This window comes from Endomicrobium proavitum (assembly GCF_001027545.1).
In the GTDB taxonomy this organism is placed as follows: Bacteria; Elusimicrobiota; Endomicrobiia; order Endomicrobiales; family Endomicrobiaceae; genus Endomicrobium; species Endomicrobium proavitum.
This window is the reverse complement of record NZ_CP009498.1, coordinates 153,812-169,612: the sequence shown is the minus strand read 5'-3', so window position 1 is coordinate 169,612 and position 15,801 is coordinate 153,812. Positions and strand designations below refer to the sequence as shown.

At 40.4% G+C, this 15,801-nt stretch carries 13 protein-coding genes and 1 tRNA gene; all 14 read right to left on the bottom strand.

The window, feature by feature from the left end; translation table 11 throughout:
• Positions 1–438: a hypothetical protein gene (locus tag Epro_RS00690; protein ID WP_052569667.1), complete on the bottom strand. Its 438-nt coding sequence runs from the start codon at positions 436–438 to the stop codon at positions 1–3.
• 16 nt (positions 439–454) lie between these two features.
• Positions 455–1,741 carry a S41 family peptidase gene (locus Epro_RS00685; protein ID WP_052569664.1) on the bottom strand — a complete coding sequence of 429 codons (1,287 nt, stop codon included), beginning with the start codon at positions 1,739–1,741 and terminating at the stop codon, positions 455–457.
• A 29-nt stretch (positions 1,742–1,770) separates the two neighbouring features.
• Positions 1,771–2,892: a murein hydrolase activator EnvC family protein gene (locus Epro_RS00680; protein ID WP_052569662.1), complete on the bottom strand. Its 1,122-nt coding sequence runs from the start codon at positions 2,890–2,892 to the stop codon at positions 1,771–1,773.
• A gap of 1 nt (position 2,893) precedes the next feature.
• Positions 2,894–3,631: a cell division FtsX domain-containing protein gene (locus Epro_RS00675; RefSeq protein ID WP_052569660.1), complete on the bottom strand. Its 738-nt coding sequence runs from the start codon at positions 3,629–3,631 to the stop codon at positions 2,894–2,896.
• Positions 3,632–3,635: 4 nt separating this feature from the next.
• Positions 3,636–5,087: a glycogen synthase gene (locus Epro_RS00670; protein WP_052569658.1), complete on the bottom strand. Its 1,452-nt coding sequence runs from the start codon at positions 5,085–5,087 to the stop codon at positions 3,636–3,638.
• Between the two features lie 16 nt (positions 5,088–5,103).
• Complete coding sequence (gene scpB, locus Epro_RS00665; protein ID WP_052569656.1) at positions 5,104–5,811, bottom strand: SMC-Scp complex subunit ScpB; 708 nt, start codon at positions 5,809–5,811, stop codon at positions 5,104–5,106.
• Positions 5,798–6,622, bottom strand: a complete 825-nt coding sequence (locus Epro_RS00660; RefSeq protein WP_052569655.1) for a segregation and condensation protein A — start codon at positions 6,620–6,622, stop codon at positions 5,798–5,800. Before Epro_RS00660 ends, scpB begins: the two co-directional genes overlap by 14 nt.
• Positions 6,623–6,633: 11 nt before the next feature.
• On the bottom strand, positions 6,634–7,608 hold the full coding sequence (trpS, locus tag Epro_RS00655; RefSeq protein WP_052569653.1) for a tryptophan--tRNA ligase: 975 nt from the start codon (positions 7,606–7,608) through the stop codon (positions 6,634–6,636).
• A gap of 9 nt (positions 7,609–7,617) precedes the next feature.
• The gene (locus tag Epro_RS00650; RefSeq protein ID WP_052569651.1) at positions 7,618–8,268 is read right to left on the bottom strand and encodes a site-2 protease family protein; all 651 of its coding nucleotides are present in this window, start codon (positions 8,266–8,268) and stop codon (positions 7,618–7,620) included.
• A gap of 47 nt (positions 8,269–8,315) precedes the next feature.
• Complete coding sequence (locus Epro_RS00645) at positions 8,316–8,672, bottom strand: hypothetical protein (RefSeq protein WP_052569648.1); 357 nt, start codon at positions 8,670–8,672, stop codon at positions 8,316–8,318.
• Positions 8,673–8,674: 2 nt separating this feature from the next.
• Positions 8,675–9,328: a CpXC domain-containing protein gene (locus Epro_RS00640; RefSeq protein WP_052569645.1), complete on the bottom strand. Its 654-nt coding sequence runs from the start codon at positions 9,326–9,328 to the stop codon at positions 8,675–8,677.
• Between the two features lie 207 nt (positions 9,329–9,535).
• Positions 9,536–12,874, bottom strand: coding sequence for an autotransporter domain-containing protein (locus tag Epro_RS00635; RefSeq protein ID WP_052569643.1), 3,339 nt, complete (start codon positions 12,872–12,874; stop codon positions 9,536–9,538).
• A gap of 91 nt (positions 12,875–12,965) precedes the next feature.
• On the bottom strand, positions 12,966–15,305 hold the full coding sequence (locus Epro_RS00630) for a beta strand repeat-containing protein (RefSeq protein ID WP_052569641.1): 2,340 nt from the start codon (positions 15,303–15,305) through the stop codon (positions 12,966–12,968).
• Between the two features lie 422 nt (positions 15,306–15,727).
• Positions 15,728–15,798: transfer RNA gene (locus Epro_RS00625), tRNA-Gly, on the bottom strand.
• Positions 15,799–15,801: the final 3 nt, after the last annotated feature.

The window sequence follows — 15,801 nt, the reverse complement described above, 5'->3', positions numbered from 1 at the left end:
CTATTTTATGTTTGGAAAACTTATAAAAGTTACGTTGGAATAACTTCTGTTTTTATCAAAAAATTTATATGTAACGGAACCTTCCTGCGAATTTTCTGTTTTTTGCAACCCTACTTTTACCGAACGCGCCACGCTTCTTAAACCTGTTTCAAAACTTTGCGCGCTTTTGCCTTTTTGGAGTTTTATCGTTTTGTAAAATTCTATCCACGACGCGCGCGAAGTATCTCTTTCGCGCTGATACTCGCTTACAATATCTTCCTGTTTTATGCCGTTTGCCACAAGCGCGTTAACAACTCTTTTGTTAAGCTCTACGTCAAGAGAAATTTTTTCTTTGCTGTCCGGATGAACTGAAAGCCAAACTCCCACGCCCAGCAAAAACAAAATTACTATATAAATTTTAATTACAAAACTTTCTTTTCTTTTTTCTTTTTCGGACACAACAATCTCCGCTTATTTATTTTTTACTATTCTGTTTTGCGGATTTTTCTATTTCGGCCGCAACATTACCTGCTTTGATAATTTCAATTGCTTTCTTTAAAGCCTCGTCTTCAACTTTATTTTTATCATCGGTTTTTACATCGCTCTTTTTTTCGCTATCTTTGGCAAACACCATATCCGCCTGCGTATAAAGTTTTATTTCGTCTTCAATTGAAACTTTTATTTCTATATCCGGCGTTATTCCGTTTTTAGCGTTAACATCGTCGGAGCGGTTAATAGGTCTTCCTGACGGCAGATAGTATTTTGCAATTGTAAGCCTTAACGCGGTACCGTCGGAAAGAGGAAATATTGTCTGCACGCTTCCTTTGCCGAACGTGTTTTGCCCTATTATTAAAGCTCTTTTAAAATCTTGAAAAGCGCCGGAAACTATTTCCGAAGCCGAGGCAGAGCCTCTATTAACCAAAATTATAAAAGGAATGTCTGCAAATTCCGCGACGCCGTGCGTGTAATATTTTTTCTCGGAACCTTCCACTCTTCCTCTTGTGGTAAGAGCAAGCGTTTTTTCTTTTACAAATGCGCTTATTATGTCTATTGCGGAATCCAAAAGTCCGCCGGGATTATTTCTTAAATCTAAAATTACGGCTTGAGCGCCCTCTTTTTTTAGAGACGAAAGCTCTTTTTTTACATCCGCCGCGCTTTGAGCGTTAAATTCGCTAAGGCGTATGTAAGCTATATTTTCTTCAAGCATAGTTGAGCGCACGGTTTCTATTTTTATTTTCTCGCGGACAAGGTCAAAAACCAAATCTTCAACAACGTTATCGCGCCGTATGATAACTTTAACTTTTTTGCCGGCTTTTCCGCGCATTAAATCTACGGCTTCGTTTGTAGACATGCCCTGCGCCGACTTTTTATCTATTTTTATAATTCTGTCGTCCGGTAAAACTCCGGCTTTAAAAGCCGGCGTTCCAACTATCGGCGAAACAACAGTAATAAATCCGTTTTTTTCCATAATTCGCAAACCTACGCCGCTGTAGTTTCCTTCGGTTTCGTTTTTCATATCTTTGTAAGCTTTTTCTTCCATGTATTGAGAAAACGGATCTAACGTTCTTACAACGCCCTTAATTGCCCCTACCGCCAAATCCGCGCTTTTTGTTTCGGAAACATAGTTGACGTTAATAATTTCCATAACGTCTATCATGGTTTTAAGTTTCTCATATGTTTCGTCCGCGGCAAAAACAGAACCTGCGCAAAACAAAGAAATAATTAAGACAGCGGACAAAATTTTTACTCTTACAATTTTCATTTAATTCTCCGATATAATTCTATTTAGCTTTATTTAAGCCAAAGCATTGGATTGTCAGCAATGTTTTCATTTCTGATTTCAAAATACAAAACATTTTCCTGACCGGCGCCAAGCTGCGCAAGCGTTGAACCTTTTGAAACTTTCTGCTCGTCCGTAACAAGTATTTTATCTAACTGCCCGTAAACGCTAAAAGTTGAGTCGTTATGATCTATTATAACAACTTTTCCGTAAGAACGGAAATTGCCTGCAAATATAACAGTTCCCGAATCTACGCTTTTAACTTTGGCATAATCAGAAGCTTTAATTTTTATGCCGTTGCTTATAATATATGTATCCATTTCAGGATGTTTACTCTTGCCGAACTGCGCAACAACTTTCCCCTCAACAGGCCACGGAAGATTTTTTTTATGTTTCGGCGTTGACGCTCGGATAACGGTTCCATTGCTTTTTTTTCTTTTAGAAGACGACAGCTGTTTTATAAGAGCCTGAAGAGCTTTAGCGTTTTCATTTAACGTTTTAATTTCTTCTTCGGCTTCGGCTCTTTTTCCGGCCGTAGTTTTTAGAAGCTCGTTTTTTTCTTTTATAAGATTTCTTTTCTCTGCCGCAAGAGAGTCTTCCTGATCTTGCAGCCGCAAAAGTTCTTTTTTTGCGTCGTTCCATTTTTTTACGGCGGCGGCAGATACAGACGCCGCTATTCTTTCTTTTTCAAAATTAGCTTTTTTTGCCTCAAGCGCGTTTTTTCGTATCTTATATTCCACGGGGTCGGTTTCATAAGACAAAGACATTGATTGCTTGTGAAAAAGTTCAAGCTCGGCGCGCATTTTTTTATTTACTTCGGCACTTTTTGCAAAAGCGTTGTTATACTGTTTTGAAGCGGTCGCAAGATTGCCTTCCGCAATTTTTATATCGCCCGATATTTTTTGAAGGCGTTTTTCGTTTCTTGCTATTGAATCGTTAAGATTTTTAAGTTCTCTTTTAACATTTTTTTCCTGAAGCATCAGTTTGTTTTTTTCAAGCTTTTTGGCCTGAATTTTTTTGTTTACGTCGGAAAGCTGTGCAGACTGCGACTGAACGCCCGCCTGCTTGGCAAAAACCTCGCAGCAGAAAAAAAACAAACATGCAAACGTAAATGCAACAATTCTTATTTTCATTTTAATCTTTGAAAATTATTCCTAAAGCCGCGGTAACTGCAATTATGCCAAACACCGCCGCTTCTTTTATTAAAAGAGGATAAAATACAAAAATACCCGCGCTCCACACCGCCAAAAATCCGGCGGCGGCAGACAATAAATAAATAACAAAATCCTTGGAAAGTTTTTTTGCGCCGACATTATTACCGTAATATAAAAATAAAATTTTAATAATAAAAAGCGCAAAGATAGTTAAAGCAAATATCAAACTTATTTTTTCATACAACTCTAAAGTTCTTTTAGCCTGAATGTATTTTTTATATCCGTCCGCGTCGTAAACAACATCGTTTACCCCCGTAATTTGCGCCATGGCGTTGCGCACAACTATTAAAAATTGATCCGTGGGAAGAATGTTGGGAGAAACTTTAAAATAAGCGGCAAAGGAATCTTTATCTCCCGGAACGGAAACGTCTTTAAGGAAAGGATTTTTTTTCACGGCTCTGTAATATGACTGCTCCGCGCTTACATATTCGTTAACGTTTACATATCCTAAACTTTCAATTGCGGACGCAACATCGTTTGAATTATTAACATTCTTATTTAAAAAAACCGTTATTGCAAGATTTTCCGACATATCTTTGGCGTATTTATCAACGCGGTAATAATGATCCGCAAATAAAACACTAAACGCGCAAAACGCTGCAAGCGCAAAAAATTTAACAACCTTTGACCAAGCTTTTACCGCAGCATTTTCATTCATAAGATTACCTCTTTGCCTTAAGAATGTTTTTATACATCTTTATATATTCAATAACGGAATTATCCCATGAAAAATTGCTGTTAAAAGCGTTTTGCATAAGCGGACTCCAAGACGCTTTATCTCTGAAAATTTTTTCGGACTTTAAAATGGTTTCAACAAAATTTTCGCCGTACGTTATATTAAACACAAAACCGTTGCCCTCATGTGTGTAATGGTTGTAATAAACTATAGTATCCGACAGCCCCCCGGTTCTGTTTACTACGGGTATTGCGCCGTATGCCAACGCTATCATCTGGCTTAAGCCGCAAGGCTCAAATCTGGACGGCATCATATAAGCGTCTGCGCCGGCATATATTTTATGCGCAAGCGCTTCGTTATATTCAAAAAACGCCGCGGCTTTTTTAGGCATATTTCTTACGGCGTCTTCCAAAGCCCGTTTTATTGACGGATCGCCGGAGCCGAGTATCACAAACTGCATATTTTTATCTTTAAGATGGTAAAGCGCGTCCGTAATTATGTCAAAACCTTTTTGATTATCAAGTCTTGAAACGCACCCGAAAAGATATGCGTCTTCTTTAACTTCAAAACCGCACAATTCCTGAAGATCCGCCTTACAAAAACTTTTTCCGGAAGTATCGTATTTTGAAAAATTAGAAATTATATTTTTATCTGTTTCGGGATTCCAATAATCGTAATCTATTCCGTTAAGTATGCCGTAAATTTTATCTTTGCGCGAATTTAAAACTACCGACATTCCCTTGCCGTTAAAATCTTGTATTTCAAGAGCATAAGTAGGACTTACGGTAGAAACAGCGTCCGCCAATTGAATACCGCATTTCATAAAATTTACGGTATCATAAAACTCAAGTTTATCCACCGTAAAATCTTCCCAGGAAAACCCGGCTGCAACCACCGTGTCTGCAGGAAACGAACCTTGATAAGCTATATTGTGAATGGTAAAAACGCTTGAGGTTTTTGAAAAATAATCATCGTTTTTTAAAACTGTTTTAAGGTAAGCCGGAATAAGCCCGGTTTGCCAATCGTGGCAATGAATTACATCGGGAATAAAATTTACGGCTTTCAGAGATTCAAAAACCGCGCGGCAGAAAAAAATATATCTTTCCCTGCTGTCGCCGTATTCGTATCCGCCTTCGCCGTAAACGCCGTTGCGGTCAAAAAAGCGGCGGCTTTCAACAAAATAAACTTTAACGCCGTCTTTGGTTACGCACTGCTTAACGGCAAATAACTCTTCATCGCCTGAAACTTTAACGGAAAGCCCCTGCGCGGCAGGCTTTAAGTCGTATTTTTTTTCGTCTATTGCTTTATATTTCGGAATAATGACGCGCACGTCGTGTCCGGCTTTTTTCAGATATGCCGGAAGAGTGCCGAGAACGTCTGCAAGCCCGCCTACTTTCACAAACGGCGCGCATTCTGAAGCTGCCATTAAAATTTTCATGGAGTATTTCTCCGGACTACTCTTTATTTTCTTCTGCGTCTTCCGAGGCGTTATTATCGTTTACCGTTTCCACGGCTTGAGCCGACAAAGTTTCCTGCAATGGTTGCTTGTCGCTATGTCCGTCTAAGCTTTGTTCCTGCCGCTCTTGTGCGGAAAAAGGAAGTTCCGGCTCGGCGGCGTTTTCTGTTTGCTGAACTTCTTTGGGCATATCTTCTATAAGAGGAAGTTCGCTTAAATGCGCAAGACCGAAATGTTTTAAAAAATCCTGCGTGGTTCCGTAAAGAAGCGGTTTTCCCAAAGCTTCTTTGCGTCCCGTTATTTTTATAAGTTTTCTTTCAAGAAGCGTGTCTATAACTCCTGAAGATTCTACGCCCCTTATTTCGTCTATTTCGGCTCTTGTTATAGGTTGCTTATAAGCAATCATGGCAAGAGTTTCAAGCGCGGACGGAGAAAGTTTTAAAACGGATTTTTCTTTCAAAAGTTTTTTTATCCACGGAGAATAAGAAGCTTTTGTAGAAAAAGTCCAGCCGTTTGCGACAAACTTTATTTCATACGGTTTGTTAAGAACTTCGTATTCCGTTTTCAGCTCGTTTAAAATATTTTCAAGATTAGCCGAATCTTCGTAATCTTCCTTCACGATATTTTTCAGCTCTTTAAGACTCAACGGTCTTTCAGAGACAAATAACAACGCTTCCAAAACGCGTTTAATTTCAGATGTTTCCATCGCTATCCTCGTTATTTTCGGAAACCAGTTCCAAACTTTCGGCAACGGGTTCCTGTTTTTTATCTTCGTCTTTTTCTATAAATTCAAATACTTCCTCGCTTTCTTTAACTTCGGTTTCTTCGTTATATATTTTATATATTCTTATTTCGTCAAACAGCTCGGACTGCTTGGCGGCGATTTGTTTATTTTTAACAAGTTCCAAAACAGCCATAAAGCAAACAATTAGCGCCATTCTGCTTTTTTGCATTTTTAATATTTCAGTAAAAGAAACGTATTGTTTTCCTTCCAACACGTCAAGAATTTCCCTGATTTTAGTTTCAATGGGGATTTCTTTATACATTATTTCTTTTATATTTTCAGGAAGAGCCGTCAGCGCCTCGCGGAAGCTGCCTATAAGGTCAAACATCGTCGCGTCTAAAACAAAATCCTGCTTGTCTATAACCGGCGCCGGTCTGTAATAAATTTGGGAATTTTCTATTGCTTTATAAGATAAAAGTTTCCCTATTTCTTTGTATTTCTGATATTCAATTAATCTGTTTTTCAGCTGATCAAACGGATCTTCGCCGTCCTCTTTTTCTCCGTTTGAAGGAAGAAGAGTTTTAGCTTTTATCTGCATAAGCGTTGACGCCATAACAAGAAATTCGCCGGCTATGTCTATGTTGAGATCTTTCATAAGTTCAAGATAAGAAAGATACTCCGCCGTGATATCTGCAATTTTTATCTCGCCGATTTCAAGATCGTTCTTTTTTATAAGATGTAATAGAAGGTCTAAAGGACCTTCAAAAACGTCAAGATGTATGTCGTAAACCATATTTTCCCTTTTTAAAACTTCAACGCTTTGCGTATTTGGGCAAGAGTTTTTTGCGCGGTCTCGTTTGCTTTTGACGAGCCCTCGTCAATAATTTTTTGAAGATAACTTTTATCGCTTATCAAATCTTTTCTTTTTTGCGCAAGCGGTTTCATAAATTCGCTAAGCATTTCCATAATCTGTTTTTTGCACGCAACGCAGCCTACCGCACCCGCCTTGCATTCTTCTTGTCTTACTTTAAAATCTTTATTGAATATTTTATGAAACGCAAAAACAACGCAGCCTTCGGGATGACCCGGATCGTCCTTTTTTATTTTCAAAGGGTCTGTAAACATTGTCTGAACTTTTTTCTTGATAGAATCGTCGTCTTCCCCGAGAAAAATGGAATTTCCGTAAGATTTTGACATTTTTCTTCCGTCAAGACCCGGAACTCTTGCGGACTTTGTAAGTTTTGCCTGCGGTTCAACCAAAACATTTCCGTAAAAATTGTTGAAGCGTCTTGTTATTTCTCGCGAAAATTCAAGATGCGCAAGCTGGTCTTCTCCTACGGGAACGTAATCTGCTTTATAAATTAAAATATCTGACGCCATTAAAACGGGGTATCCTAAAAATCCGAAATTATTTAAATCTTTATTTTTTATTTCATTTTTTTGCTCTTTATACGTAGGGCATCTTTCAAGCCAGCCAAGCGGCGTTATCATAGACAAAATCAAAAAAAGTTCGCTGTGCGCGCTGACGGCAGACTGTTTAAACAAAACTGCTTTTTGCGGATCTACCCCGGCGGTAAGCCAGTCCGCAACCATTTCCAAAATATTTCCGGCAACGTTTGAAGTGTCGGCGTAATCTGTGGTAAGCGCATGCCAATCGGCTGACATATAGTAACAGTTGTATTCGTTTTGCATTTGAACCCAATTGTTTAAAGCGCCGAAATAATGCCCAAGATGAAGTCTTCCCGTAGGACGCATTCCCGACAAAACTGTTTTACGCATATTTCACCTTTAATAATAAAGCGGTTGCCCGCTAAGAATAGTTACGCAAAAATTTATTAACGGAGCGATAATTTTCCACACCGCGCCAGAATACAGCAAAACAAACAAAACCAAAAGACCTAAATACGGATTAATATTCATGTAACGCACGGCAATTTCGCGCGGCATAAAATAAGTAACCACTTTTGAACCGTCAAGCGGCGGAACCGGAATTAAATTTATAACGGGCAAAACTATATTTATCATAAGCATTAAGCCGAAAAATTCCGTTATTGACGAGGCAAAACCCGCAAATAATTCCGGAAACGCATTTACAATTCTTATGATAAGTCCCGATAAAACAGCCAAAAATATATTTGAAAGCGGACCCGCCGCAGATACAAGCGGAATATCCGTTTTCGGGTTTTTCAGTTTTACGGGGTTAAACGGAACAGGTTTAGCCCACGCAAAAAATATAGGCGTATGAAGCAATATCAACATTGCCGGCAATATAATACTGCCGAACAAATCTATATGCACAATAGGGTTAAGAGTTAATCTGCCGGCAAGTTTTGCCGTATCGTCTCCGCGCCAATATGCGGCAAGCCCGTGCGCTACTTCATGAATAATAACAGAAAAAAGTATAACTACAACATATATAAATATTACAAGAAAATCCATTTTTTTCTCCAAAAAACGTTATATTTTTCAAACAATTTTACAACTTTTTAAGCTTTCTTGTCAATTGAATGTTTTGATTGATTTTTGAGTCCTTTTTTGTAGAAAAACAGATTGAGGGCAACTATTGCGGTTATAAAAATAACAGTGCCTGCTATTATATATGTGTGATATTCTCTAAAAAGCGCCGCGGCATACTCTTTTCCGCAAAGATATATGCCTGCAAAAAGCAAAGCCCATGAAACGGCATACACAAATGCAGCATAAAAATAGTAGATTTTTTTACCGGTCTTGCTTGCAAAATGAGAAAGCCACACAAGCCCTACCCAACCAAGCGGGTAGTTCGCTATTATAAGTATAACTCCAAGGATAAAACTTGCATACGAACTTCCAGTTTGAGCCGGCATTTTTATTTTGCCTTTTTCTTAATTTCTTCAAAAAGCGTTTTATTTTTTGACAGCTTTTCAAGAAGAGCGTGATAGTGGAGAAGATTGGAATTGTGTTTAAGAAGTACTTGCAAAGCGGCAAGGACTGATTTTAAATTCGGATTTTTATCGCCTTTTAACACCGGCAAAACTTTAGGCATTGAAAACTTTCTTGCGGCATGCGGAGATATTTTAAATATATCAAGAGAAATCTCGGGAGCCGTATAAGTTAAAACCATCTCCTCGTCTTCGGCTTCATGTTCGCTCTTTAACAACAGAGTTAAATCTTCAACGCCGAAAATAAGAAGCGGGTCGTAATTTATTTTTTGTTTTTCGCTAAAACTTTCAACAGCCTGCGCAAAGTCCGCAAGCATTTTTTTTCTGCATTGCGCCGCCTGATTCTGAAAAGAAAGCGGATATACAAAGGCTATAAGTTCGTTTTCGCTGTCGTGATACAAAATAAAATTTTCCGCGTAAAACATTTCCTTGCAGGCAGGACATGTTACAAGATTTATTTCTCCGGCAATCAAAGCTTCTTTAAGCTCCGGATTATCGAAAACGCTTATCGCAGAAACAAGCTCCGCTTCAAAAACATGTCCGCAAGAGCATTTTATTTCTTCTTTATTTGAAATAGACATAATAGAATTTTACTATTTTAGCACGGCAATGGCAAGAAAGCGTTTAACTGCAAAGTGAAAAGTGTAATTAACTACAACAGCAAACGGCAGATTTTCGGTTAAGCCGGAAATCTGCCGTTTCTTTTTGTTTCTAATTTGTAATTGTTGTTTCTTGTCGTTACTTACCCTCTTATCTTCTTAACTTCTTACCATCATCGCTTCCTGTCATCATCTTAAAGCATTTTGTAACTCGTCAGGCAAATCGTTCATCTCGTATAATTGCGTTTCGGCGGCGGCTGTCGGTTCAGGGGTTGCCTGGGCTTCTTCTTTGCTTGTTATCTTGTTTGTTGCTGCGCCAAAGTTATATCTTAATCCGGCGTTGCCGTTAATGGTTGTGTAATTATCCGCTGTGTATGCGTTTGCTCCTGCTATTATTTTCAACCCTTCCGCTACTTTTACGCTTCCTCCTATTGCTACTCCCAATATCACGCCGCTCTCTTCATATCCTCGGCTTTGGAATTTTATTTCTGTTCCTTCAAATGCGCTTTCTATTTCGTATTTGTTTCCTGCAAGCAAATATTTTCCTTCCAAGTTTACATATCCTGCCCATTTCTCATTCTCGTAGTTTACTCCCGCTCCTACTCGTCCTGCGCTTCTGAAATAATTTCCTGCTTCCACATTTAAGTTTAGTCCGTTTGCTCCTGTTTCTTTAAAGCTTTCATAACTTGCGTTTTTTACTTCTGCTCCTATATATGGTTTGAAGATTGTATTGTTTGCTATTTTTATTTTTAGCGCTCCTTCCACGTCGCCGCCTATTGTCATTCCTGCGTAACTTCCTTTTGCTTCTCTATCTTCATACCCGGGGAAATATTTGCTTAGCTCTATATTTCTTGTTGTTTCATAGCTGTCTTTGCTTGCGTTTATCGTCGCTTTTATTTCATACTTCTCCGACGCGTAGCCGCCGTATATTCCTCCGCCTATTTTATTTAGCGTTGCTTTATTTGCTTCTTCTTTTATACTGTTGCCTTTATACTTTACATATGCTCCCAACGTTGTTTTATTTAATCCGCTTGTTGGTCCAAAATACACGTCAAAACCTGCCGCTACTCCGTATCCGCTGTCTTTATATTCACCTATGCTGTTTATATCTTTTCCAAACTTTGCGCTTGCCCCTATTGCCTGCACCCACATTGCTGTGGTTGTTTCTTCTACTCCATTCTCTTTCTTTATTCTCTCATACAGCTCAATATTCTCGCTGTCTAACGCTGCGCTTCTTATTACGTTGCTTACAAAATATCCTGATACTGCCGACAGAACTTCTTTCTGCTCTTTCTCTGCCAAGCCCGCTGTTTCCGACATTACATTCATCAAATCATTTCCTATTTCCGGCGCCAGCGACAACGCGTCCCACGTTCTTGCTGTTTCTTTTTGGTTATATGTTAAATTCGGCAGCTCTTGGAAATTTGCGGCGCTTGTTCCGCTTACTATTATTCTTACTATTCCTGTCCAGTCTGTTATATCGTTATATTTTATTTCATACGAAAAGCTGCTTGTTCCTACGTAATCAAACGTTGTTGTTGTAAACGTTCCAAATACTACGTTGTTGCCGGACATTATTAGTTTATATTCTCTGTTATTGTAAAAGCCAAAACGCGCTTTTATATGCAAATTCCCTCCTACTTGCGCCGAGCTTGCATATATTTGGTCGTTTTCTCCGTTTGCAAATATATCCATCAATAAGTTTGTATCGCTTTCAAACAACGTTGTTGCTGTTGCTACGTTTACATGCGTGTTGCTGTCGGTCATGTCAAATTTTGCGCCTCTAAATATCAGGTTGTTTGCCTCAAGCGTTGCGTTTTCTAACAGCGCTACTTTTCCTGCTGTTGCTGTGAAGTCGCCGTTAATTTGGTTGTTGCCGCCTATGTATAAATCGCCGGCTCCTGTTTTGTTAACCGCTATATTTGTTGCGCTGATTGCGCTTTGTATTCCGCCGACTAAACTTATTGTGTTTGTTCCTGCCGTTATTAAATTCAACAAGCTATTGTTATCAAGATATATATCGTTTGGCGCGCTGCCTGCTTTGTTGCCTGTAAATAATATATTGCCGCTTGCGGCTTCCACTGTTACTGTGCTGCCTCCGGTTACGTAGATTGCCCCTCCCGCTGTTGTTGCTTGGTTTCCTGTGAAGTTTCCTTTTCCGGACAATGTTATGCTTGAATTATTGCTTGCATATATGCTTGCGCCTATTAACGATTTATTATTCATAAATGTCATTACTGTGTTCTTGAGGGTTACTATTGCGTCGTCGGCATATACTGCTGCGCCGGTTGAACTTGCTGTGTTATAATTAAGCGCCACTTGCGAATCTTCAAATATTATTTTTGCTTGTCCTCCCGCAGCCATGTTGCCGCTGAAGAAGTCCATATAATTTCCGGCTACATATATTCCTGCGCCGGTTGTTGCTGTGTTGCCGTTTATTGTTACCGTTGAACCTTTAAAATTTATTTCCGCAACGCCGAAAAAGGCGAGATTTATAGCATTGGTCCCTATTCCTGATGACCCTGCAGACACTGAACCGCCTGCAAATATTCCTCCGCCTTCTTCCGCTGTGTTATTATTTATATTAACTTTTGAATTTGTGAAAGTTACTATTGCTGTGCCGCTGTCGGAATCATTAATTCCAACATTATATGCTCCGGCAGATACCGCTCCGCCTACAAACAATCCTCCGCCTTGCGCGGCTGTTCCGTTAATTCCTCTTGCTAACACATTGCTTGTAAAATTTATTGTTGATGATGTAAAGTTTACCACTGCTGTTCCGTTGCGGGAAATATTGTCCCCACCATTACGTATTCCGGCAGATACCGCTCCGCCTACAAATAGCCCTCCTCCTTGCGCGGCGGTTCCCCCGTTTCTACTTGTTACCGTATTGCCTATATAGTTTATTGCTGACAACATAAAGTTTACTACGGTCGTGCCGCTGCTGCTGGAATTGGTTGCTCCGTTACTATATAATCCGGCGGAAACCGCTCCGCCTACAAATAACCCTCCGCCTTGCGCGGCGTTTCCTATATATTCGCTCGTTACCGTATTGCTTGTAAAATTTATTGTTGATGATATAAAGTTTGCTATCGCTGTGTCACTGCTGGAATTGTTTGCTCCGGAATCATATGCTCCGACAGATATTGCTCCGCCTACAAATAGCCCTCCTCCTTGCGAGGCGCTTCCATTGCCTCCGCTCGTTACCGTATTGCTTGTGAAATTTATTGTTGATGATATAAAATTTACTACCGCTGTGCCGCTGCTGCTGGAATTGATTGCTCCGGAACCAGCTACTCCGGCAGAGACCGCTCCGCCTACAAATAGTCCTCCGCCTTGCGATGCGCTTCCAGTGCCTCCGCTCGTTACCGTATTGCCTATATAGTTTATTGCTGATGACGTAATGTTTACTGCCGCTGTGCCGCTGCTGGAATTGTTTGCTGTATCATCGGTATATTCTTCATATGCTCCGGCAGATACCGCTCCACCTACAAATAGCCCGCCGCCTTGTGCTGCGGTTCCATTCATTCTATTTTCTACTGTATTACTTGCAAAGTTTATTATTGACGATGTGAAATCTACTACCGCTATACCGTTGCCGGCATTGTTTGCTCCCTCATCAGATATTGCGGCAGAAACTGCCCCCCCCTACAAATAGCCCTCCTCCTTGCGAGGCGCTTCCAGTGCGTCCACCCTGTACCATATTACCTGTAAAGTCTATTATTGATGATGTAAAATTTACTACCGCTGTGCCGCTACTGGAATTGTTTATTACAGTCCTACCTACTCCGGCAGATACCGCTCCACCTACAAATAGCCCTCCGCCTTGCGCGGCGCTTCCAGTGTATCCCATATTTATCGCATTACCTGTAAAGTTTATTATTGACGATGTAAAGTTTACTATCGCTGTGCCGCTGCTGGTGTTTGAGTTTGCCGCCCATATTCCGGCAGAGACCGCTCCGCCTACAAATAGTCCGCCTCCTTGTACTACGGTTGCTCTGTATCCACTCGCTACTGTATTGCCTGTAAAGTTTATTGTTGATGATGTAAAGTTTACTACCGCTGTGCCGCTGCTGGAATTGTTTATTCCGCTAGCAAATGCTGCGACAGAGACCGCTCCGCCTACAAATAATCCTCCTCCTTGCCCTGCTGTTCCCCCCTCTCCAATATTGAAAGTTACTTTATTGTTTGTAAAGTTTATTGTTGACGATGTAAAGTTTACTACTGCTGTGCCGCCGCTGGAATTGACTATTCCACCATATGCTCCGGCAGAGACCGCTCCTCCTACAAATAGCCCTCCGCCTTGCGCGGCGCTTCCCATAGTTGCACCCTTTACCGTATTGCCTGTAAAGTTTATTGTTGATGATGTAAAGTTTACTACCGCTGTGCCGCTGTTGGAATTTGCATCATCGTACCATACTCCGGCAGAGACTGCTCCGCCTACAAATAATCCTCCTCCTTGCGCACTTCTAGCATATGCTGTATTGCCTGTAAAGTTTATTGTTGAAGATGTAAAGTTTACTACTGCTGTGCCGCCGCTGCTGCCGGAATTGTCATGTCCTCCACTGTCAGAGGCTCCGCCTACAAATAGCCCTCCTCCTTGCGAGGCGGATTGACCACTCATTATATTGTCTGTAAAGTTTATTATTGATGATGTAAAGTTTACTGCCGCTGTGCCGCTGCTGGCATTGTTTACACCAATATTATACTGATATGCCGCGCCGGCAGACACCGCGCCTCCCACAAATAAGCCTCCTCCTTGCACTGCATTTGCCCCATTTACTGTATTGCTTGTAAAGTTTATTATTGACAATATAAAATTTACTATCGCTGTGCCGCTGCTGGAATTGTTATTTTCTCCACTGGCAGAGGCTCCGCCTACAAATAGTCCTCCGCCTTGCGCTGCATTTTTACCCGTTACTGTATTGCTTGTGAAATTTATTGTTGATGATATAAAATTTACTACCGCTATGCCGCTACCGGAATTGTTTACTCCGGTATCCCTTGTTCCGGCAGAGACCGCTCCGCCCACAAATAATCCTCCGCCTTGCCCTACTGTTCTCACCGTTCCAATCGTGTAAGTTGACATATTGCTTGTAAAATTTATTGTTGACGATGTAAAGTTTACTACCGCTGTGCCGCTGCTGGAGTTATTGGTTCCACCGGTAAATGCTCCGGCAGAGACTGCTCCTCCTACAAATAGCCCTCCGCCTTGCGCTACGCTTCCGATAGCTCCACTCATTAACGTATTGCTTGTAAAATTTATTATTGATGATGTAAAGTTTACTACTGCTGTGCCGCTACTGGAATTGGCTATTCCACCATATGCCCCTGCAGAGACCGCTCCGCCTACAAATAGTCCTCCGCCTTGCGCTGCGCTTCCATAGATATAATCGCTTACAGTTGTTACCGTATTGCCTGTAAAGTTTACTGTTGCATTTGTAAAATCTAACATGGTTGTGCTGTTTGAATAGGTATTATATGCCCCTGCTGCAAATAATGCTCCTCCCTGCGCTGCGCTTCCACTACTACTTATTACTTTTTTAAAATTTTGAAATGTTATGGGTCCATAAAAAAATAAACTGTTTCCGGAAGAAAGAGTAATTCCGGCGTTTGCATTTTGCCCGTCTAACGCATATCCGTTTCCGGTAATTGTGCCGGTTAATACGCTAAAGCCGCCGGTGGAAAATAAGATATTGCCGGTTAAAGATATGTTGTAATTGTTTGTTACGGTTGTTATGGCTATAAAATTGTCAAAGTTGTTTACAGACGTTTGGGCGTAGGCTTTTGGCGCTGCCAAAAACAAGGAAAAAGTAGCAAGGAGTAAGGAGAAAGTAACGGCTTTCCTGCTTCCGTTGAAAATCGGAATCCGTTTTTTATTTAACATGGATACCGTGCCAAGCACGGTATGACGGACGCATACAAAAAATGCAATGACTGCTCGTAAAATTGTTTTCATTTTTTTCCTCTTTCAAATTGTATTTTTACTTTTTGTTTTATAAATGAAAAAACACTGACTGCCGTTTGGCATTCAGCGCATTCTATTTTATTGGAATTGACAGCAAGGATGTTTTTTTCGGATAACAACACCAACGAAGTATTTAAAGGGTGCGTCTGTCTGTCTGTCTGTCTGTCTGTCTGTCTGTCTGTCTATAAATCATATTTTTTCTCTTTTTTTAAATGTAATAAAATTTTGTTCTTTATTATAACCTAACTGTTTGAAAAAAACAAGAAGAAAATAGAGGGTAGGAAGTTAAGATGGTAGGAGGGTAAGAAACAACTATTATGAATTAAAGACAAATACCTCGTCCACTTCGCAGACTCTGGGGCATTCACCTCGTATTACAACCTTACGAGGCAGGTTTCCTTGCAACAACAAATAGCGGGTGATGGGAATCGAACCCACGTCTAAAGCTTGGGAAGCTTTCATTCTACCATTGGACTACACCCGCAAT